Consider the following 22090-nt stretch of genomic DNA (forward strand, 5'->3'; position numbering starts at 1 on the left):
CTGTAGGAGTGAGCCTGCTCGCGATAGCGGTGTGTCAGTCGCTGAAGTTTTGACTGACAGATTGCTATCGCGAGCAGGCTCACTCCTACAGGGAACAGTGTTGCCCCTGCTGTTATTGCCAGCCGAACCGGCGGATGTAGAAGCCTTTCACCGCCTGGGTCAGCGCCATGTACGCCAACAGGATCATCGGCAGGAACACGAAGTACATCGACGGCAGCGCCTGCAGTTTGAAGTAGTCGGCCAGCGGCCCCATCGGCAGGAAGATCCCGACCGCCATGATGATCCCGGTCATCACCAGCAGCGGCATGGCTGCACGGCTTTGCAGGAATGGAATCTTCGGCGTGCGGATCATGTGCACGATCAGCGTCTGGGTCAGCAAGCCCACCACGAACCAGCCGGACTGGAACAGGGTCTGGTGATCCGGGGTGTTGGCATCGAACACATACCACATCAAGGCGAACGTCAGGATGTCAAAGATTGAACTGATCGGACCGAAGAACAGCATGAAGCGTCCAACATCAGCCGGCTGCCAGCGTTGCGGCTTTTTCAGCATCTCGTCATCGACGTTGTCGAACGGAATGGCGATCTGCGAAATGTCGTAGAGCAGGTTCTGTACCAGCAGGTGCATCGGCAGCATCGGCAGGAACGGAATGAACGCACTGGCGACCAGTACCGAGAACACGTTGCCGAAGTTGGAGCTGGCGGTCATCTTGATGTACTTGAGCATGTTGGCGAAGGTGCGGCGCCCTTCGAGCACGCCCTCCTCCAGCACCATCAGGCTCTTTTCCAGGAGGATGATGTCGGCGGCTTCCTTGGCGATGTCCACCGCGCTGTCCACCGAAATACCGATGTCGGCCGTGCGCAGTGCCGGCGCATCGTTGATGCCGTCGCCCATGAAGCCGACCACATGCCCGTTGCCCTTGAGAATGCGCACGATGCGCTCCTTGTGCGACGGGGTCAGCTTGGCGAAGACATTGGTCTTCTCCACGGCGATTGCCAGTTGGGCATCACTCATGCGCTCGATGTCATTGCCCATCAGCAGGCCCTGTTGGGCCAGACCGACTTCGCGGCAAATCTTCGCAGTCACCAGTTCGTTGTCACCGGTCAGCACTTTGACGGCGACACCGTGTTCGGCCAAAGCCTTGAGCGCCGGCGCAGTGCTTTCCTTCGGTGGATCGAGGAACGCCACATAACCGATCAGCGTCAATTCCTGCTCATCCGCCAGGCTGTAAGTGTCGCGCCCTTCCGGCATCGAGCGGGCAGCCACGGCCACCACGCGCAAGCCTTCAGCGTTGAATGCTGCGGTGACCTGACGAATCCGGGTCAGCAATTCATCGCTCAAGGCTTCTTCGACTTCGCCGTGCTGCACACGGGTGCACACCGCCAGCACTTCCTCTACCGCGCCTTTGCAGATCAGCAGATGCGGTTCACCACGGCCTTCGACCACCACCGACATGCGCCGGCGATTGAAGTCGAACGGGATCTCATCGACCTTGCGAAACGCCGTACCGACCTTCAGCTCACGGTTGATTTCCACGTGCTCCAGCACCGCTACATCGAGCAGGTTTTTCAGCCCGGTCTGGTAGTAGCTGTTCAGATAAGCCATTTCCAGCACGTCATCGGAGTCTTCACCCCAGACATCGACGTTGCGCGCGAGGAAGATCTTGTCCTGGGTCAGAGTGCCGGTCTTGTCGGTGCACAGCACGTCCATGGCACCGAAGTTCTGGATCGCGTCGAGTCGCTTGACGATGACCTTCTTGCGCGACAGGAACACCGCACCTTTGGCCAGGGTCGAGGTGACGATCATCGGCAGCATTTCCGGAGTCAGGCCGACAGCGATCGACAGCGCGAACAACAAGGCTTCAGTCCAGTCGCCCTTGGTGAAACCGTTGATGAACAGCACCAGCGGCGCCATGACGAACATGAAGCGGATCAGCAGCCAGCTGACTTTGTTCACGCCGAGCTGGAACGAGGTCACCGCACGGTCAGTCGCGCCGACCCGTTGCGCCAGCGCACCAAAATAGGTGCTGTTGCCGGTGGTGAGAATCACCGCCATCGCCGTGCCGGACACCACGTTGGTACCCATGAACAGGATGTTCTCCAGCTCCAGCGGATTGCGCGTGTCGCGGTCGGCCTGGCGGGCAAATTTTTCCACCGGCATCGATTCACCGGTCATCGCCGCCTGGCTGACGAACAGGTCCTTGGCGCTGAGCACCCGGCAGTCGGCAGGAATCATGTCGCCGGCAGACAGTACGATCAGGTCGCCCGGCACCAGTTGCTTGATTGGCAGTTCGATCCGTGGCTCATCGCGGCGCATCACTGTGGCGGTGTTGCTGACCATGGCCTTGAGCGCATCGGCGGCCCGGTTGGATTTGCTTTCCTGCCAGAAGCGCAGCAGCGTCGACAGCACCACCATGGAGAAAATCACCGTGGCGGCTTTGAGGTCTTCGGTCAGCCACGAGATCACCGCCAACAGGGTCAGCAGCAGGTTGAACGGGTTTTTGTAGCAGTGCCACAGGTGGGTCCACCATGGCAGCGGCTGCTCGTGTTCGACTTCGTTGAGGCCGTACTGCGCGCGCAGTGCGTCGACTTCAAAATCGGTCAAACCGTCGGTGTGGGTGCCGAGCGAAGACAGCAGTTCGCTGCTGTCGCGATGGGCCGCATCGACCAGGGTGTTGGCCAGAGTGGGCGGCACTTCACGGCTGACCGAGGTGTCGTTGATCGATTCCAGCAACGCCAGACGGCGGAAGTGCCGGGCGATGTGGCGTGTGCGCAGGAAGCCTGCGAAAAATTCCTTGAGCGTAAGTTTCATGGCTGTTGCCCCTATGGTCAGCCGGGAAACCGTCGAGCAGGTACGACCATGCCTCGTGCGCCGGAAAATCCGGCACGGCAAGGCTTGGCGCGCCGGTCAGAAAAGACAGGCGTGTCGATAGGTTTGCGATCACGACCACACGGTCGGAACCACACACGTTCAGTGTCGATGAGAAGGACGTCGGGACATGGTCTCAGCTGACCATGATCGGGATGCCGCTGCTCGCTTTTACGGCGAGACAACGGCAGAGAAAGGCTGCGCGTTATCTTGCCGAGAATCTGCCGGTTACCGAGACCGGCCGACAACTGTCACTCGAACAAGTACCCACTGTGGGTCTCCGCTATTGATGAAAACGCGCGAAGCTTACGCCTCGATGATGGATGAGTAAACCCGTGTAAGAAGGTGTGTCGAGGAATATCGGGGGATATTCAGGAAGGGTTCAGGAATGGGTTTTTGCGGTGGTCTTGGAGGCCCCTTCGCGAGCAAGCCCGCTCCCACATTGGATCTCTGCTGACCACAAAATCTGTGTTCAATGAAGATCCCCTGTGGGAGCGGGCTTGCTCGCGAAAGCGGTGTATCGGGCAATACAGAATCAGCTGGCCGTCGCCAACAACAGATCCGCCACCGAACGATGCGCACGGTGCTTGCCATGCTCATACAGCGAGCCGGCAATCTCGTCGGCGCGCACCGGCAGCACCGACAGCAACGTATCGCTCAGACCATGGCTGGCCTGACAGAAGCCCTGCATGTACAGGCCGGCCTTGCAGCGCTCGTCGGTGATCAGTCTGTAGTTGCGATCGACCTCGAAATCACCGAGGTACTCCTCCAGCGGAGCCAGCAGTTTGCGGTGCATCTGTCGCTCGTAACCGGTGGCCAGGACCACGGCGTCATAGACACGCACGGTGACTTCGCCGGTGGCGTTGTTGCGCACCGCCAGTTCAATGCCGCGCTCGGTGGCAGTAGCGCTTTCAACGGTGGTCAGGGTGCGGAATGCATGACGGGCGATGCCCGAGACCTTCTGCCGATAGAAGATGCCGTAGATGCGTTCGATCAGGTCGATGTCCACCACTGAGTAGTTGGTGTTGTGGTACTCGTTGACCAGGCGCTCGCGCTCGGCACTGTTTTGCTGGAACACCAGATCGGTGAACTCCGGCGAAAACACTTCGTTGACGAACGGGCTGTCGTCCGCAGGCTTGAGGGCCGAGCCGCGCAGGATCATGTCGACCTGCACCGACGGGAACGAATCGTTCAGATCGATGAAGGCTTCCGCCGCGCTCTGCCCGCCACCGATGATCGCGATGCTCATCGGTTGATTGTTCACACACGGCTGTCTGGCCATCTGCGACAGGTACTGCGAGTGGTGGAACACGCGGCTGTCGCCCTTGAGCGCCTTGAACGCTTCGGGAATACGCGGCGTGCCGCCGGCGCTGACCACCACCGAACGCGCGGTGCGCACGAACTGCTGGCCTTCGGTATCGCGGGAGATCACGCGCAGCGCTTCAACCTGATGGTTGTGCAGCACCGGTTCGATGGTCAGCACTTCTTCGCCGTAGCGGCTCTGCTCGGTGAACTGCCCGGCGACCCAGCGCAGGTAGTCGTTGTACTCCATGCGGCACGGGTAGAAGGTGCCGAGATTGATGAAGTCCACCAGACGCCCGTGGTGCTTGAGGTAGTTGACGAACGAGTACGGACTGGTCGGGTTGCGCAGGGTCACCAGATCCTTGAGGAAGGAAATCTGCAACTCGCTCTGGGTCGACAGGGTGTTGCCGTGCCAGCTGTAGTCGGCCTGCTTGTCGAGGAACAGCACATCCAGCTCGCCGTGGGTCGGGCCGCGCTCTTGCAGAGCGATGGCCAGGGCCAGGTTGGAAGGGCCGAAACCGACGCCGATCAGGTCGTGAACGATGGGCGATGCAATTGCCTGTGTCATTTCCAGTGTCCTCTGGATGAACCCCTCAACACGGGGATAAAGCCTGGGTGGCCTGACCGGCCTGAAACAGGTCAGCAGGTCGTCTGTTGAGTAGGAACGAGGACGATGAAAGGAAATTTAACCAGCCAGGATCAATGGGCATCCCATTGTTTGATTCGCAACCGGCAATGTTTCATGGCATTGACGATGTGTTTTTCCACCAACGCCTTGGAGATCCCGAGGGTCGCGGCAATTTCGGGGTGGGACAGGCCTTCGATCTTGCGCAGCAAAAAGCTGTCGCGGCACAACGGCGGCAACTCCGCCAGCGCACGCTGGAGCATTTCCAGACGCTGGCCGTGATCGAGGGTGCCATGGGGTGACGGGGTGAAATAGCGCTCTTCGCTGTCGAGCACATCAAGCGACTCGACCTGACGCAGGGCATTGCGCCGATGATCATCGATGACCAGGTTCAGGGCGGTGCGATAGAGAAACGCCCGGGGTTGCTCGATGGGCGTGTCGCTGGAACGCTCCAGCACCCGCAAATAAGCGTCATGCACCACATCTTCGGCAACCTGACGGTTGCCCAGCCTGGCGTTCAGGAAACACACCAGCTCCCGATAGTAGTTTTCCAACATGACTCCCGACCGCATCGATGCAGTTCCTGTCCTTGAGCACACGGATTCCGCCGCCCGCGATCCGCAGTAGCAAGATGGTGGCAACTTGAGTTGCGTAATTTATAGTAATTCTCATATAGATTTAAAGAGCTGTTTCCACATCCGGGCCAAATAGTCCTCTGCGGCTACCTGTTACTTGATGTGTGCGCACTTAAATTCCCTTGCGCACTCATCGTTTACAGGACAGCTCCCCGTATCTGTCGCGCCTTGCGACAGCGTTCAACCCCCGCGCACTGCGCCGCCGCGGTTGAACGACGGGCCGAACCTACTGGCCGGAACCCTGCATGAAACGTCCCCGCTCCGCCCGACGCGCCCTGTTTGCCGCCCTTTGTCTGATTCCCGTGATCGCCGTTGCCGCGTGGCAGGTTTTGCCGCCCGGGCGGGACGCCCTCGCCACCGTTCAGGTGACCCGCAGCAATATCGAAAACAGCGTGACCGCATTGGGCACTTTGCAGCCGCGTCGTTATGTGGATGTCGGCGCGCAGGCTTCCGGGCAGATCCAGAAGATCCATGTCGAGGCTGGCGATACGGTCAAGGAAGGCCAGTTGCTGGTGGAGATCGACCCCTCCACGCAAAAAGCCAAACTCGATGCCGGGCGTTTCTCGATCGAAAACCTCAAGGCGCAACTGCAGGAGCAGCGCGCCCAGCACGATCTCGCACAGCAGAAATACCAGCGCCAGCAGAAGCTCGCCGCCGGTGGCGCGACCCGTGAAGAAGATGTGCAGACCGCACGCGCCGAAGTTCGCGCGACCCAGGCGCGCATCGACATGTTCCAGGCGCAGATCCGCCAGGCCCAGGCAAGCCTGCGCAGCGACGAGGCCGAGCTCGGCTACACACGCATTTATGCACCGATGAGCGGCACGGTGGTGGCCATCGGCGCGCGGGAAGGCCAGACACTCAATGCGCAGCAACAGACACCGTTGATCCTGCGCATCGCGCGGCTATCGCCAATGACGGTCTGGGCCGAGGTTTCCGAAGCGGACATTGGCCACGTCAAACCTGGCATGACCGCCTACTTCACCACCCTCAGTGGTGGCAGCCGGCGCTGGAACAGCACTGTGCGGCAGATTCTGCCGGTACCGCCGCGCCCCCTCGAACAGAATCAGGGCGGCAGCCCCACCAGTGGTCGCAGCGGCAGCGAACGGGTGGTGCTGTACACCGTACTGCTCGATGTCGACAACGCTGACAACAGCCTGATGACCGACATGACGGCGCAGGTGTTCTTTGTCGCGCAACAGGCCAGGGACACCCTGACCGTACCAAGCGCCGCCCTGCAACCAGGCACGCGGGCGCAGTGGCAACGGGCGCAGGTCGTTGCCGCCAACGGCGAAATTCAGCCCCGCGACGTGCGAACCGGCATCAGCGATCGCCTGCGCACGCAAGTGCTTGAAGGTCTGGTCGAGGGCGATCACGTCCTCAGCGCTCCGGCCACCGGCAGCGGAGGCTGAATGCAAACGCCCCTGATTGACCTGCGGCAGATCCGCAAATCCTACGGCGGCAATGACAGTCCGCTGGTGGAGGTGTTGCGCGGCATCGATCTGTCGATTCATGCCGGCGAGTTCGTGGCCATCGTCGGCGCGTCCGGTTCCGGCAAATCGACGCTGATGAACATCCTTGGCTGCCTCGATCGCCCTACCAGCGGCGAATATCGTTTTGCCGGTGAAGATGTCGCGCAACTGGACACCGACGAACTGGCGTGGCTGCGCCGCGAGGCGTTCGGTTTCGTGTTCCAGGGCTATCACCTGATTCCGTCCGGCTCCGCCCAGGAAAACGTCGAGATGCCGGCCATCTACGCCGGCACTCCGGCAGCGGAACGCCACGCGCGGGCCAGTGCATTGCTGGAGCGCCTTGGCCTGGCCAGTCGCACCGGTAACCGCCCGCATCAGCTTTCCGGCGGTCAGCAGCAGCGCGTGTCGATTGCCCGGGCGCTGATGAACGGCGGCCACATCATTCTCGCCGACGAACCCACCGGCGCCCTCGACAGCCACAGCGGCGCCGAGGTCATGACCTTGCTCGACGAACTCGCCAGTCAGGGCCATGTGGTGATTCTCATCACCCACGACCGCGAAGTGGCGCAACGGGCCAAACGCATCATCGAAATCCGCGACGGCCTGATCATCAGCGACACCGCCGAACATCCGTCAGCCGCGCCCCGTACCGCCAACCCCGGCGCCCTGCAAGCGGTCGATCTGCGCCAGCGCCTGAGCGCCGGCAGTACCCAGACCGGCGCCTGGAAAGGCGAACTGGTGGATGCGGTGCAAGCCGCCTGGCGAGTCATGTGGATCAATCGGTTTCGCACCGCGCTGACGCTGCTCGGTATCGTCATCGGCGTGGCTTCGGTGGTGGTGATGCTGGCGGTTGGCGAAGGCAGCAAACGCCAGGTGATGGCGCAGATGGGCGCCTTCGGCTCCAACATCATTTATCTGAGCGGCGCCGCGCCCAACCCGCGCACGCCACCGGGGATCATTACGCTCGATGACGTCGCCGAGCTGGCCGCCCTGCCCCAGATCGAACGCATCATGCCGGTCAACGGCTCGACCGCCGGCGTGCGTTTCGGCAACGCCGATCACAGCAGTTATGTCGGTGGCAACGACACCAACTTCCCGATCATCTTCAACTGGCCGGTGGTCCAGGGCAGTTACTTCACCCAGGCCGACGAAGACAGTGCCGCCGCTGTGGCGGTAATCGGTACCAAAGTGCGCGACAAGTTGCTCAAGGATGTCGCCGATCCGATCGGCCAGTACATCCTGATCGAAAACGTGCCGTTCCAGATCCTCGGCGTTCTCGCCGAAAAAGGCTCAAGCTCGGGCGACTCGGACAGCGACAATCGCATCGCCGTGCCCTACTCCGCGGCCAGCATGCGTCTGTTCGGCAGCCGCAATCCGGAATACGTGGTGATCGCCGCCAGGGATGCGCGCAAGGTCAAGGACGCCGAACAGGCCATCGAACAAGCGATGCTGCGCCGGCACAACGGCAAGAAGGACTTCGAACTCACCAACAACGCCGCGATGATCCAGGCCGAGGCGCGCACCCAGGGCACGCTGTCGCTGATGCTCGGCGCCATTGCTGCCATTTCGCTGCTGGTGGGCGGTATCGGCGTGATGAACATCATGCTGATGACCGTGCGCGAACGCACCCGGGAAATCGGCATTCGTATGGCCACCGGCGCCCGTCAGCGCGACATCCTGCGCCAGTTTCTCACCGAAGCGGTGATGCTTTCGGTGGTCGGCGGCATTGCCGGCATCAGCCTGGCAATGCTGGTCGGCTGCGTCCTGATGTTCAGTGGCGTAGCGATCGCGTTTCAATGGCTGGCTGTGCTCGGCGCCTTTGCCTGCGCACTGGTCACCGGTGTCATCTTCGGCTTCATGCCTGCCCGCAAGGCCGCCCGGCTCGATCCGGTCACGGCCCTTACCAGTGAATGATCGATCTATGAAAGCGCCACTGACCCTCCTCGCCGCCAGCCTGTTGCTGGCGGCCTGCAGCAGCCCTGCGCCACGCCCCGACAGCGGCGTGCAGCCACCGCCCGCCTGGCAGTCACCGGATCATCCCGGTGCGGTGCAAAGCAACCGCCAATGGTGGACGCAGTTCGGCAGCCCCGAACTCGATCGACTGGTCGAACAGGCACGCCTCGGCAGCCATGACCTCGGCGCCGCGGTGGCCCGGGTCAGGCAGGCGCAGGCCAGCGCGACGATTGCCGGCGCCCCGCTGCTGCCGGAAATCAAGGCCGGACTGAATGCCAATCGGCAGAAACTGTTGCACGGCAAGGGCTACAGCCAACTGGACGTGAACCCCGACAAGCGTTCGCTGGATTACTACGACGCGGAGCTGAGCGCCAGTTACGAAATCGATTTCTGGGGTGGCAAACGCGCCGCCCGCGACAGCGCGGTGTTCGGCGTGCAAGCCAGCGAATTCGATCGCGCCACCGTCGAACTGACCCTGCAAAGCGGCGTTGCTACCAGCTACACCCAGGCCCTGGCTTTGCGTGAGCAGGCGCGCATCGCCGAACTCAATCTGGCCAACGCGCAAAACGTATTGCACCTGGTGCAAACCCGCTTCGACGCCGGCAGCGCCACCGCACTGGAACTGGCCCAGCAGAAAAGCCTGGTGGCCGAACAACAGCGCAAGTTGCCGCTGGTGCAGCAACAGGCACGCGAAGCACTGATCAGCCTCGCCGCCCTGCTCGGCCAACCGGTGCAGACGCTGTCCTCACCTCAACAGTCATTCGAACAATTGCAGTGGCCGAACATCGCCAGTGGCGTGCCCAGCGATCTGCTGAGCCGGCGCCCGGACATCGCCAGCGCCGAAGCCAGACTCGCGGCCGCGCAAGCCGATGTCACCGTGGCCAGGGCGGCCATGCTGCCTAAAGTCACCCTCACCGCCAGCCTCGGCACCGGCGCCGATCTGGCGGCGGACCTGCTGCGCACGACGTTCTATAACCTGTCATCCGGGTTGACCGCGCCGATCTTCAACAATGGCCGTCTGAGCGCTGAACGCGACAAGGCCAAGGCCCGTCAGGACGAACTGCTGGAGACGTATCGCGGGGCAATCATCAATGGCTTCGCCGATGTCGAAAAAGCCCTCAGCAGCATTCGCGGCCTCGACGAACAACGGCAATGGCAAAGCGAAGAGCTGAGCCAGGCGCAAACCGCTTTCGACATCGCCCAAAGTCGCTATCAGGCCGGTGCCGAAGACTTGCTCACCGTGCTGCAAACCCAGCGCACGCTGTATGCGGCACAGGACATGAACGTGCAACTGCGCCTGTCGCGTTTGCAGGCCAGCATTGCCTTGTACAAGGCGTTGGGCGGTGGTTGGCAAGTCATCTGACCGTCCCTTGTCGACTGTCCCGACGCCTTCGCGAGCAGGCTCGCTCCCACAGGGGTGATGGGGCGCGTCACAGATCTCTGTGGGAGCGAGCTTGCTCGCGAAAGCGCCAGGTCAGGCGCAACCAATCCCTCAGGGCAAAAAAAATCGCAGCTCCGGGCTGCGATTTTTTTGCGCTTAGAGTTGCCGCCCCTTCACCTTCAAATGTCGGGCGTACCACGGTCGCTGCGGCACCTTGCGGAACAGGTCGGCCATGTGGTCTTCATCGCCAAAGGTGATGCGCAGCGCGAGCTTCATGGTTTCCGGGTCCATCTCCACCGAGCGGCCGATTTGCAGGCCCGGCACGGTACTGCAGCCATGGGTGTCCGGCCCCAGCCACGGATCGTCGACTTCAACCCAGCGCCCCGGGGCAAACCACGGCACGCCATTGACCTCCAGGCGACTGACTTCGCCCGGGTGAAAACGCTCATGGGCGCGAAACCAGTCTTCGAGGCGATCATCGATCCAGCCGTGAAAACGCCAGAACACCGGGTTCACATGGGAGGAAAACGGGTCGCCGAGAAAGTCGTTTTCCGGGGCGTACCAACGCGCGGCAAAATCCGCCTGATCGCGCGCCATCGGCACCGGAATATCGTTGGACGGGTCGCGTGCCACCGACGCCCAGCGCATATGCAACCAATCGTGCAGGCCCAGCTCTACTTCTGAGCCGAACTGGCCAAGGGTGAGTTTCGACAAGTATCGCGGGTCGCGGTACTGCGATTCCCAGACCTGGAAATTGCTGTGGTAAGTCTCGGCCGCCTTGATGTCGCTGACCCACTGGGTGTACTCATCATCGCCGTCGGTCACCCAGGTCGGCGGCAAGGCGTTGCCGTCGTGGTTGTCGAAGTAGCGGGCGAAGCCCTGACGGTCGCGTTCCAGTTCCGGTTGCGGCATGGGGAACGCCGGCCACGACGGCAAGTCCTGCATCGAGCGGGCCTTACCCAGCATGTGCCGGTGCATGAAGAAGAAGTCGATGCCCGAACCATTGCGATCCTTGCGTGGCCCGCGGGCATCCCGTTCCTTGTCGCGCGGCCCGGGTTGCCAGCCGATTCCGCGTAGGGCCTCGCGTTTTTTCTCCGAGAGTTTGTGCCACTTGTCACGGGTCGCATGCCAGAGCTGGTGGAACAAGCGATGTTCCGGAGCGACCAGCCACGCCAACAGTGTCGGGTTCAATCCAGTGCGCTCGCGAGCCTCGGGAAAGCGTCGTTTGATGGCGATGAAATGGTTGTCGAGCTCGGGCAAGCCCAACGGTCGATCCAGGCGCAACACCTGCCCGGTAAGCGTGCCGCTGCCGGCATTGCCGAACGCCGCCCAGACTTCGTCCAGTTTGACTTTGAATTCATAGACTGGCGGCGCTTGCGGCGCATCGGTGCGCAGCAGCCGCCAGTACATCTCGGCGCCATTGCCCGGCGCCAGATCGCCAACCACCTGATAGCGCGCCGGCGCGTCAGAACGCAGATTGGCCCCGGTATCGAGGAATCCGCGCAAGCCGCGGCCACGACGGGCAATGTCGAGAAACAATTCCAGACCTTCGTGTGGCAGGCCGTCCAGCCCTGCGGCGGCTCCGCTGAAACGGATATCCCACACGCCGCGCAGGTTGTCCGCCAACTGCTGACCCGCCGTGTCGGCCAGATCCACTGTGGCCTCTCCCGGTGTGATCGGAAACTCCTCACGGGTCAGCTCACGATGTGCATAAAAAGCGGCAGGCAGCGCGGCGCCCGTAAGTGCCATGCCCGCCATGAACCAGCGTCGAGAGATCGTCATTGCCCTACCTGTGTCAGCCATGAAGCAGGCTTTATCCAAGCTAGAACGTTTGCTCGCCGGGGAAATTTATGGCCCTGGCAAAAGATCGCAGCACGCCATCAACGCTTTTCACCCGCACCACTAAATTACCCGTCCGGTCACTCGTTCCTCCCAGATAGCAAAGGCCCCTGCGCCTGCACTTCGACGGCGAACCTGAATGAGATGGCAATGACAAAACCGCGTTCGAAAAAGGCTCTATTTATCGGCCTGCCGCTGGCCTTGGCGATCAGCGCCGGCGCAGGGTTTCTGGCCTGGGATTACTGGTTTCGGGACAACCCCGGCTATCCGGTCAAAGTGATGAAACAGGCAACCGAGCTGCAGGATCGCATCCTCTCGTTCGACAGCCACATCACCGTGCCCCTGAGTTTCGGCGCGCACGGCAACGAAGCCGACAAGGACGGCTCGGGCCAGTTCGACCTGATCAAGGCCAATCGCGGTCGCTTGTCCGGCGCGGCACTGACCGTGTTCGGCTGGCCGGAAATGTGGAACGGCCCGAATGCGCCGCATCGCCCGACCGAGGGCTTTGTCGAGGAAGCGCGCAACCAGCAGGAAGTGCGCTACAAAATCATTTCCGGGATGGTCCGCGACTTTCCCAATCAGGTTGGCATCGCCTACACCCCGGATGATTTCCGCCGCCTGCACGGCGAAGGCAAGTTTGCGATTTTCATCAGCATGCTCAACGCCTACCCGCTGGGCAACGACCTGAGCAAACTGGACCTGTGGGCCGGGCGCGGCATGCGCATGTTCGGCTTCAGCTACATCGGCAACAACAGCTGGGCCGACTCGTCGCGCCCGCTACCGTTTTTCAATGACTCCCCCGATGCCCTCGACGGTCTCTCGGACATTGGCAAGCAAGCGGTGCACCGCTTGAACGATCTGGGCGTGATCATCGACGTCTCGCAGATGTCGACCAAGGGCCTGGAACAGGTCGCGCAACTGAGCCGCACACCGCTGGTGGCTTCGCACTCGGCGCCACGGGCAGCGGTGGATATTCCGCGCAACCTCAGCGACAAGGAATTGCAGCTGATCAAGAACAGCGGCGGCGTGGTGCAGGTGGTCGGGTTCTCGCAATACCTCAAACCGCTGACCCAAGGCACCCAGGACAAACTCAACGCACTGCGCGCGCGCTTCGACCTGCCGCCGTTGCCGAACTTGGCCATGGCGCTGATGCCGGGCGATCCGATCATCACTGCCTGGTCCGAACAGAAACTCGGCCAGTACGCCAGCGGCCTCTACGCGATCCTTGAAGAAGAACCGAAAGCGACCCTCAAGGACCTCGGTGACGCCATCGATTACACCGTGCGCAAAATCGGCATCGACCATGTCGGTATCGCTTCGGACTTCAACGACGGCGGCGGTATCAAGGGTTGGGAAAACGTCGGGGAGATCCGCAACGTCACCGCCGAACTGATCCAGCGCGGCTACTCCGAAGCAGACATCGCCAAACTGTGGGGCGGCAACTTCATGCGCGTCTGGGATCAGGTGCAGAAAGCGGCCAAACCTGCGTTGATCTCCCGCCAGGACAGCGCCCAGCCATGACCGACCGCCGCACGTTTCTGAAACAGGCAGGCGTGGTTGCCGCCGCCCTGCCGTTTGGCGCAACGCTCGCTACGCCAGCAATGGCCGCACCCGCCGCCGTGCCTTCCGGGAGCAAATGGACGCAGCTGCGCCAGTTGTTCGATCAGGATCCGCAGGCGATTCACTTCGCCAACTTTCTGGTCACCTCCCACCCCAAACCCGTGCGCGAGGCCATCGCACGCCATCGTGCAGCGCTGGATCTGAACCCGGGCCTGGCCATGGACTGGGATTTGGGCGTCACCGAAAAGCGCGAAGATAATGTGCGGGTCTGGGCCGGCAAATACCTGCAGGCCAAACCGAGCCAGATCGCCCTCACCGGCAGCACCACCGAAGGCCTGGCGATGATTTACGGTGGCGTGCATGTGCGCCCGGATCAGGAAATCCTCACCACCGAGCACGAGCACTATTCGACCCGCAACATCCTCGATTTTCGCACCCGCCGCGATGGCACCCGGGTGCGAAAACTCAAGCTGTTCGAAAACCCGCAAAGCATTTCGCTGGATCAGGTGCTCGACACCATCAACCGCAACATCCGCCCTGAAACCCGCGTACTGGGGATGACCTGGGTGCATTCGGGCAGTGGCGTGAAGTTGCCGATCGGCGACATTTCGCGGCTGGTCGATGAGCATAACCGTCAGCGCGAGGATCAGGACCGATTGATTTACGTGGTCGACGGTGTGCACGGCTTCGGCGTCGATGATCTGAGTTTCCCGCAGATGAACTGCGACTTTTTCATTGCCGGCACCCACAAATGGATGTTCGGCCCGCGCGGCACCGGCATCGTCTGCAGCCGCAGTGAAGAAGTGAAATACGTCAGCCCGAGCGTGCCGACGTTCTCCGAAGCCACGACGTTCGCCACCACCATGACCCCGGGCGGCTACCACGCTTTCGAACACCGCTGGGCACTGGACGAGGCCTTCAAGCTGCATCTGCAACTGGGCAAGGCCGACGTTCAGGCACGCATTCATCAGCTCAACAGCTATCTGAAAGAGCGCTTGCGGGAGCACGCGAACATCGAATTAGTGACCCCGCTCGATCCGCAGTTTTCTGCCGGTTTCACGTTCTTCCGGGTCAAGGGCCAGGACAGCGACGAGGTCGCCGCCTACCTGATGAACCAGCGGGTGATCTGCGACGCCGTCAGCCGCGATGTCGGCCCGGTGATCCGCACCGCCCCCGGGCTGCTCAACAGCGAAGCCGAAGTCGACCGGTTCATGGACATCCTCGGCAAAAAACTGCGCGCCTGAGCGCTCGCCCCCGGTTTCCTTTCACAGAGACGACTCATGAAAAAGCCTCACGCCCCATTCACCTTCAAGGCCCTCCCCGCACTGGTCCTGACCGCGCTCTGCGCCGGCCTGTTGCCCGGTGCCGCCCAGGCTGCGACCCCGCCCGCTCCGGGCAAAGTGTTCAAGGACTGTAAGGACTGCCCGGAAATGGTGGTGCTGCCCACTGGCAGCTTCACCATGGGCACCCCGGAGGACGAAGTCGGCCGCGAGCCGGATGAAGGTCCGCGCCACGTGGTGACCTTCAGCAAACCGTTCGCCATCAGCCGTTTCCAGGTACTGGTCGGCGAATGGGACGCGTACGTGCGCGATACCGGCAACAAGCCCTACGACTTCGATGATCGCCCGGGCCGCCGCTGCACCGCCGGCAAACCGGAGTTCAAGCAGACCGCGCGCGACCCGGCGGTGTGCATGAACGTGGCCGAAGCTCAGGGCTATATCGATTGGCTGTCGAAAAAGACCGGCCACAGCTATCGCCTGCAAAGCGAATCGATCCGCGAATACGCCGCCCGTGGCGGCAGCACCGGGCCCTTCCCGTTCCCGTTCGATGAAGGCAACAACTACCAGATTTCCAAACACGCCAACACCTATGGCGCCGCCGACGGCTACAACTTCACCTCGCCGGCCGGGACCTTTCCGGCCAACGCTTTCGGCGTCTACGACGCCCACGGCAACGTCTATGAGTGGACCGCCGATTGCTATCACAAGGACTATTCCGGGGTACCCGACGACGGGCGCCCGTGGGTGCAGGAACACTGTGAACGGCAGGTCATGCGCGGCAACGACTGGGGCGAAGCGCCAGTGTTCTCCCGCTCCGGCAACCGCAACAGCAGCTGGCCGACCAGCAAGGGTGACTGGCTCGGTTTCCGCGTAGTGCGTGACCTCTAATCCTGCCCGCCACGACCGCAGCCCGTCTGCGGTCGTTTAAAGAAACTCCGTGACCATTCGTTTTCCTTAAGTACCGGCACTCCCTCCGCACCGAAGCAGGAATCCTCCATGACCAAGCCTACGCGTGGGGCGATCAACGAATTGTTCGCCCTGCTCAAGCCCTTCCGCCTGATCGTCTCTGTGTCCATCGTGCTCGGCATGATCGGTGGCCTGAGCGTCACCGTGCTGCTGGCGACCATCAACAATGCCTTGCACTCCGATGACGGCCTGACCCGCACGGTGGTCATGATCTTCGCCGGCCTCTGCGCCGTGGCGTTGCTGACGACGATTCTGTCGGACATCGGCACCAACTATGTCGGCCAGCACATCATTGCCAGGCTGCGCAAGGAACTGGGGGAGAAAGTGCTGTCGGCGCCGATCGACCAGATCGAACGCTATCGCAGTCACCGCTTGATCCCGGTGCTGACCCACGACGTCGACACCATCAGCGACTTCGCCTTCGCCTTTGCGCCGCTGGCGATCTCCATGACCGTCACCCTGGGCTGCCTCGGTTACCTGGCGATGCTGTCCTGGCCGATGTTCCTGATGATGCTGGTGGCCATCGCCATCGGCACCACGATTCAGGCGATTGCCCGGGCCAAGGGCATGCGCGGGTTCTACGCTGCGCGCGACTCCGAAGACGAACTGCAAAAGCACTACAACGCGATTGCCGAAGGGGCCAAGGAGCTGCGTATCCACCGCCCGCGGCGCCAGCGCATGTTTGTCGCCGGCATTCAGAAAACCGCGGAAAAGATCTGCGACACCCAGATCAAATCCATCAACACCTTCGTCATCGCCAAGTCGTTCGGCTCGATGCTGTTCTTCGTGGTGATCGGCATGGCTCTGGCGCTGCAATCCTTCTGGCCGAGCGGCGACAAAGCGGTCATGAGTGGATTTGTACTAGTGCTGCTGTACATGAAAGGCCCGCTGGAGCATCTGGTCAGCACCTTGCCGATCATCAGCCGCGCACAGATTGCGTTCCGCCGGATTGCCGAGCTGAGCGAACAGTTTTCCTCGCCGGAACCGCACCTGCTACTGGAAGACACGGGCAGCAAAGCGGCAGCCGTCAACAGCCTGGAACTGCGCAACGTGCGCTACGCGTTCCCGGCGGTGGAAGGCAGCGAACCGTTCCGTCTGGGGCCGGTCAACCTGCGCATCGAACAAGGCGACATCGTGTTCATCGTCGGTGAAAACGGTTGTGGCAAAACCACGCTGATCAAATTGCTGCTCGGCCTGTACGCACCGACCGAGGGTGAAATCCGCGTCAACGATCAAGCGATCACTGCGCTCAACCGCGATGACTACCGACAGAACTTCACCACGATCTTTGCCGACTACTACCTGTTCGACGACCTGATCCAGGGCGATCGTCAGGTGCCGCAGGACGCCACCCGCTACCTCGAGCGTCTGGAAATTGCGCACAAGGTCAGCGTGCGCGACGGTGCCTTCAGCACCACCGATCTGTCCACCGGCCAGCGCAAACGCCTGGCGCTGGTGAATGCCTGGCTCGAAGAGCGCCCGGTGCTGGTATTCGATGAATGGGCGGCGGATCAGGATCCGACGTTCCGGCGGATTTTCTACACCGAGTTGCTGCCCGACCTCAAACGCCTGGGCAAGACCATCATCGTGATTTCCCACGATGACCGTTACTTCGACGTTGCCGACCAACTGGTGCGCATGGAGGCCGGAAAGGTCAAAAGCGAACTGCAGAGCGCTTGAAACACGGGGCCGCGGCCAGGCCGGAAAAATACTTTTCCGGTTTGCCGCGGCTTCCTCGTCTTAATGAGATGAATAAGAACCATTAACAACTATACCTGCCAAGGTCTTAACCTCATGTCCGCATCCCGTTTCATGCTTCGCCCCCTGACTCGAGCCCTGTTGATGCAGGGCGTCACACGTTCGCGACTGGCCGGCACCGGTCTCGGTCTGGCACTGACCGTTGCTGCCACCCCGTATGTCCAGGCGCAGGAATGGACACTGAACATTCCGGCCCAGCCACTGGCACAGGCTCTGCAGACCCTCAGCCAACAGACCAGCCTGCAAATCATCTACAGCCCGGAAAGCCTGCAAGGTCTGCGCTCCAGCGCGCTCAGCGGGCGCTATCAGGGTGATGATTCGCTTAACGCGATCCTCAAAGGCACCGGCATTCGCTATCAGCGTGACGGCAACACCGTGACCGTGCTCGGCCCGGCCACCGGCGATACCATGGAACTGGCGCCGACCAACGTCAACGCGCAACGCATGAGCGCCACCACCGAAGGCAGCAACTCCTACACCACCGGTGGCGTGACCATTGGCAAGGGCACGCATTCGCTGAAAGAAACACCGCAGTCGATCACCGTCATGACGCGCAAGATGCTCGATGACCAGAACCTCAACACCATCGAACAAGTGATGGAGAAGACCCCGGGTATCACCGTTTACGACTCGCCAATGGGCGGCAAGTATTTCTACTCCCGCGGTTTCCGCATGAGCGGCCAGTATCAGTACGACGGCGTACCGCTGGATATCGGCAGCAGCTACGTGCAGGCCGACAGCTTCAACAGCGACATGGCAATCTACGACCGCGTGGAAGTACTGCGTGGCGCCGCCGGCATGATGAAAGGCGCCGGCGGCACCGCCGGTGGCGTCAACTTCGTGCGCAAGCGCGGCGGCGATACCGCCCACACTGAACTCTCGCTGTCGGCAGGCACCTGGGACAACTATCGCGGTCAGGTCGATACCGGTGGCCCGCTGAACGACTCGGGCACCATCCGTGGTCGCGCCGTGGTCACTGAACAGACCCGTCAATATTTCTATGACGTCGCCAGCCGCAAGGATCAGATCTACTACGGCGCCCTGGACTTCGACCTCAGCCCCGACACCACCCTGGGTGTGGGCGTCGCCTGGGAAGACGTCGACGCCACGCCTTGCTGGGGCGGCCTGCCGCGTTACGCCGACGGCTCCGACCTGCACCTCAAGCGCTCGACCTGCCTGAACACATCCTGGAACAACCAGCGCAGCAAACGCGCCACCTACTTCACTGACCTCAAGCACCAGTTCAATGACGACTGGTCGCTCAAGGTCGCGGGCGTCTACTCGCGCAACACCCAGGACATGGAATACGCATTCCCGAGCGGCGCCGTACCGGTCGGCGCCACTTCGTCCAGCACCTTGATGCTGGGCAGCACCTACGATTACGACCAGGTCGACTACGGCTTCGATACCTACGTTGACGGCAAATTCGACGCGTTCGGCCAGCAACATGAACTGACCGTCGGCGTAAACGCCAGCCGTTCGAACAAGGACGACTTCTACGCAGTGGCCGCGTTGCCACAACGTCAGAACGTGCTGGATCCGAACCACCACATCCCGCAACCGGATGAAAGCTATTACCTGGCCAATGCATCCCGTGGTGGCCCGGTGGACATGCACATCAAGCAATACGGCGCTTACTCCATCGGCCGCTTCAAACTGGCTGATCCGCTGACCCTCGTACTGGGCAGCCGGGTGAGCTGGTACAAGTCCGACACCGACTCGGTGCAGTACTTCCGCGGCGAAGGCACACCGGTCAACACCAAGTCCACCGAAACCGGCCAAGTCACGCCGTTCGCCGGTCTGCTGTTCGACCTCAACGACAACCTGACCGCCTACGCCAGCTACACCGACATCTTCACCCCGCAAGGCGCTTACAAGACCATCGATGGCAGCACCCTCAAGCCATTGATCGGCCAGAGCTACGAATTGGGGATCAAGGGTGAGTGGTTCGACGGTCGTCTGAACAGCTCTTTCAGCCTGTTCCGCACCATTCAGAAAGATGCGGCCCAGGATGATCTGCGCTGCGAAGACAGCTCTTGCTCGATCAACTCCGGCAAGGTCCGCGCTCAGGGCTTCGAAGCGGAAGTCAGCGGTGAAGTGATTGACCGTCTGCAACTGCTGGCCGGCTACACCTACACCCAGACCAAAGTGCTGGAAGATGCCGACACCACGCTGGACGGCACCGCCTACAACTCTTATGTGCCACGTCACCTGTTGCGCGTCTGGGGTGACTACAGCCTGACCGGCCCGCTGGATCGCGTCACCGTCGGTGCCGGCGTCAACGCGCAGAGCGGCAACTATCGCGTCTCGCCGATTGGCGGTGGCAACATCAACGGTGCCGGTTATGCGGTGTGGAACGGTCGCATCGGCTACAAGATCGACGACACCTGGTCGGTCGCGCTCAACGGTAACAACCTGTTCGACAAGCGTTATTACTCGACCATTGGTACCGAAGGTTTCGGTAACTTTTATGGTGATCCGCGTAATTTCGTGATGTCGGTCAAGGCTGTCTTCTGATTGCTTTGGTTGTGAGAAAGCCCCGCTTTGGCGGGGCTTTTTTTTGTCTGTCTGGTGTTGGGGGTTGGGATTAATGGGGGTTGGGATTGGGGGCATATCCGTTGCTGCGGGTGTTGCTGATTACGGTTCCGCCCTTACGGCGGGTCACTTTTTCCAAACGCCGAAAAAGTAACCAAAAAGGCTTCCCCCGGCGTACGGCACTTCGCTGAGGCTCAGTGTTCCCTCGCTACGGTGCCCATCCGGGGGCATCGCCTCCGGTTTGCTTCGCTGCACCTCCTCTCGATGTATGCGGCTTCGCCGCATGGCGCTGCGCGCCTACCCCCCGGATGAACACCTACGCTCGGCCTGCCGAAGGGGCTGAAGATCAAAAGCCACATCAAAAGCCAAAGCCAAAGCCAAAGCCAAAGCGGATCAAAAGATCACAGCCTTCGGCAGTTCCTACATGGGATTGGGTGTATTCAGTTGGAGATTGGTCGGCTGACAGGCCGCCTTCGCGAGCAAGCCCGCTCCCACAGTTGGGCCGGGTGCATCCGCAAGAGATCGGTCGGCTGTCAGGCCGCCATCGCCAGCAGGCTGACTCCTACAATTTAGAAAGCGTGCACCCCATGCGGCAAAGCCGCCCCACTCAACACAATGAGCGTTAGCTCGAGTAAAGCTTTTGATCTCAGGGCCCGTCGGCAGGCTGAGTGGAGGGATTTATCCGGGGGTGGGAGCGCAGCGACCGTTTGGCGCAGCCAAACACAGCGAGAGGAGGTGCAGCGAAGCAAACCGTAGGCGCTGCCCCCCGGATGAATCCCGGAGCGAAGGAACCCGAGCCCAGGCGAGGGCCGAACGTCAGGGTAAAGCCTTTTTGGTTACTTTTTCGGCGTCTGGAAAAAGTGACCCGCCGTAAGGGCGGAACCATAGGAGGCCGTAACCGCAGCAACGGATATTCACCCCAACCAAGGCATCACCCCAACCAAAGCATCACCCCAACAACCGCCCCAACGCCCTGCTCAAATCTTCATGCACCTGCAACACATCAGGCATGACCGCAGCCATACGCAGCAAATCATGGGTCAACCCCGGACAATGTTCGAGCTCAACCCTCACCCCGTGATCACGCAATTTATCGACATAAGCCTGCCCCTCATCGAGCAACGGATCAAACCCGGCCAACAGCACAATAGCCGGTGCCACACCACGCAGATCCTCGGTCAGCAACGGCGAAAAACGCCAGTCCAGACAGTCGTGCGGGCTGCGCGCGTAGTGCTGATAGAACCAGTCCAGCGTTTCGTTTTCCAGCAAGTAACCTTCACCGAACAGCAGACGCGAATCGTGGGGGCGTGAAGCATCGGTGACCGGATAACACAGCAACTGCGCCTTGGGCGCGATGGCTACGGTTTGCGGTTGTACGACTGCCTGTATCGCCAGCACGGTGGCCAGTGTGGCGCCGGCGCTGTCGCCGCCGAACGCCACGCGCGTGGTGTCGAGGCCGAGGCTCGTGGCGTTTTCCGCCAGCCACGACAAGGCGTCTTCGCCATCTTCCAGGGCCGCAGGAAAACGATGCTCGGGCGCCAGTCGATAACCGACCGACAAAACCGCGCAAGGCGTGCGCTGGCAAAACTCGCGGCACACACCGTCGTGGGAATCGAGGCTGCCGACGACGAATCCGCCACCGTGGAAATACACCAGCACCGGCAGCGGCGTGACGGCGCCGTTCGGCCGATACAGGCGCAACGCCAAAGGCGTGCCGTTGCGGGCTGCCATGTCGATCTGCGTCACCGACAGATCCGAAGGCGCAGCCCAGCGCAGTTGCGCGGTGGTCTGCTCGAAGGTGGCACGGGCCTCGCTCGGGGTCATCTGGTGCATGGCCGGCAGGCCGGCGTCCTGGCTGTCTTGGGCCAGGTCGAGAAAGGCTTCCAGGTCAGGGTGTAACGACATCGCTAAGATCCTT

Annotated in this window: 13 protein-coding genes; 8 read left to right on the plus strand and 5 right to left on the minus strand. The window is 61.6% G+C overall.

Going from position 1 to position 22090, the window contains the following annotated elements:
• Positions 1–112: 112 nt before the first annotated feature.
• From mgtA to JFU48_RS27160, 3 genes are all read right to left on the minus strand, one after another.
• Positions 113–2812, minus strand: coding sequence for a magnesium-translocating P-type ATPase (gene mgtA, locus JFU48_RS27150; protein WP_003223455.1), 2700 nt, complete (start codon positions 2810–2812; stop codon positions 113–115).
• Between the two features lie 592 nt (positions 2813–3404).
• A complete protein-coding gene (locus tag JFU48_RS27155) occupies positions 3405–4739 on the minus strand; it encodes a lysine N(6)-hydroxylase/L-ornithine N(5)-oxygenase family protein (RefSeq protein WP_201138246.1) in 1335 nt (444 codons plus the stop codon).
• 131 nt (positions 4740–4870) lie between these two features.
• Complete coding sequence (locus tag JFU48_RS27160; RefSeq protein ID WP_045122362.1) at positions 4871–5353, minus strand: sigma-70 family RNA polymerase sigma factor; 483 nt, start codon at positions 5351–5353, stop codon at positions 4871–4873.
• Between the two features lie 323 nt (positions 5354–5676).
• Here JFU48_RS27160 and JFU48_RS27165 point away from each other — a divergent pair, with 323 nt between their 5' ends.
• The 3 genes from JFU48_RS27165 to JFU48_RS27175 are packed head-to-tail and all read left to right on the plus strand — an operon-like array spanning position 5677 to position 10216.
• Complete coding sequence (locus JFU48_RS27165) at positions 5677–6840, plus strand: efflux RND transporter periplasmic adaptor subunit (protein WP_201138247.1); 1164 nt, start codon at positions 5677–5679, stop codon at positions 6838–6840.
• Positions 6841–8814, plus strand: a complete 1974-nt coding sequence (locus JFU48_RS27170; RefSeq protein WP_201138248.1) for a MacB family efflux pump subunit — start codon at positions 6841–6843, stop codon at positions 8812–8814. It abuts the gene before it with no gap.
• Positions 8815–8821: 7 nt separating this feature from the next.
• Entirely contained in the window at positions 8822–10216 is a 1395-nt protein-coding gene (locus tag JFU48_RS27175) for an efflux transporter outer membrane subunit (protein ID WP_201138249.1), read from the plus strand.
• Between the two features lie 174 nt (positions 10217–10390).
• On the opposite strand, the gene pvdP is transcribed toward JFU48_RS27175, so the two are convergent.
• Entirely contained in the window at positions 10391–12016 is a 1626-nt protein-coding gene (pvdP, locus tag JFU48_RS27180; RefSeq protein WP_201138250.1) for a pyoverdine maturation tyrosinase PvdP, read from the minus strand.
• 207 nt (positions 12017–12223) lie between these two features.
• Here pvdP and pvdM point away from each other — a divergent pair, with 207 nt between their 5' ends.
• The 5 genes from pvdM (at position 12224) to JFU48_RS27205 (ending at position 20154) form a co-directional block, all read left to right on the plus strand.
• Positions 12224–13594, plus strand: a complete 1371-nt coding sequence (gene pvdM / locus JFU48_RS27185) for a pyoverdine-tailoring dipeptidase-like protein PvdM (RefSeq protein WP_003223442.1) — start codon at positions 12224–12226, stop codon at positions 13592–13594.
• Complete coding sequence (pvdN, locus tag JFU48_RS27190; protein ID WP_201138251.1) at positions 13591–14877, plus strand: pyoverdine-tailoring periplasmic protein PvdN; 1287 nt, start codon at positions 13591–13593, stop codon at positions 14875–14877. The genes pvdM and pvdN overlap by 4 nt, the downstream gene beginning before the upstream one ends.
• Before the next feature lie 36 nt (positions 14878–14913).
• A complete protein-coding gene (gene pvdO, locus JFU48_RS27195; RefSeq protein WP_201138252.1) occupies positions 14914–15801 on the plus strand; it encodes a dihydropyoverdine dehydrogenase in 888 nt (295 codons plus the stop codon).
• A gap of 108 nt (positions 15802–15909) precedes the next feature.
• Positions 15910–17559, plus strand: a complete 1650-nt coding sequence (locus JFU48_RS27200) for a cyclic peptide export ABC transporter (protein ID WP_003223435.1) — start codon at positions 15910–15912, stop codon at positions 17557–17559.
• A 114-nt stretch (positions 17560–17673) separates the two neighbouring features.
• Positions 17674–20154, plus strand: coding sequence for a TonB-dependent siderophore receptor (locus JFU48_RS27205; protein ID WP_177434675.1), 2481 nt, complete (start codon positions 17674–17676; stop codon positions 20152–20154).
• A gap of 966 nt (positions 20155–21120) precedes the next feature.
• On the opposite strand, the gene JFU48_RS27210 is transcribed toward JFU48_RS27205, so the two are convergent.
• On the minus strand, positions 21121–22077 hold the full coding sequence (locus tag JFU48_RS27210) for an alpha/beta hydrolase (RefSeq protein WP_201138253.1): 957 nt from the start codon (positions 22075–22077) through the stop codon (positions 21121–21123).
• Between the last annotated feature and the right edge of the window lie 13 nt (positions 22078–22090).

Origin of the sequence: Pseudomonas sp. TH49, from assembly GCF_016650625.1 — a bacterium.
Taxonomy (GTDB): domain Bacteria; phylum Pseudomonadota; class Gammaproteobacteria; order Pseudomonadales; family Pseudomonadaceae; genus Aquipseudomonas; species Aquipseudomonas fluorescens_H.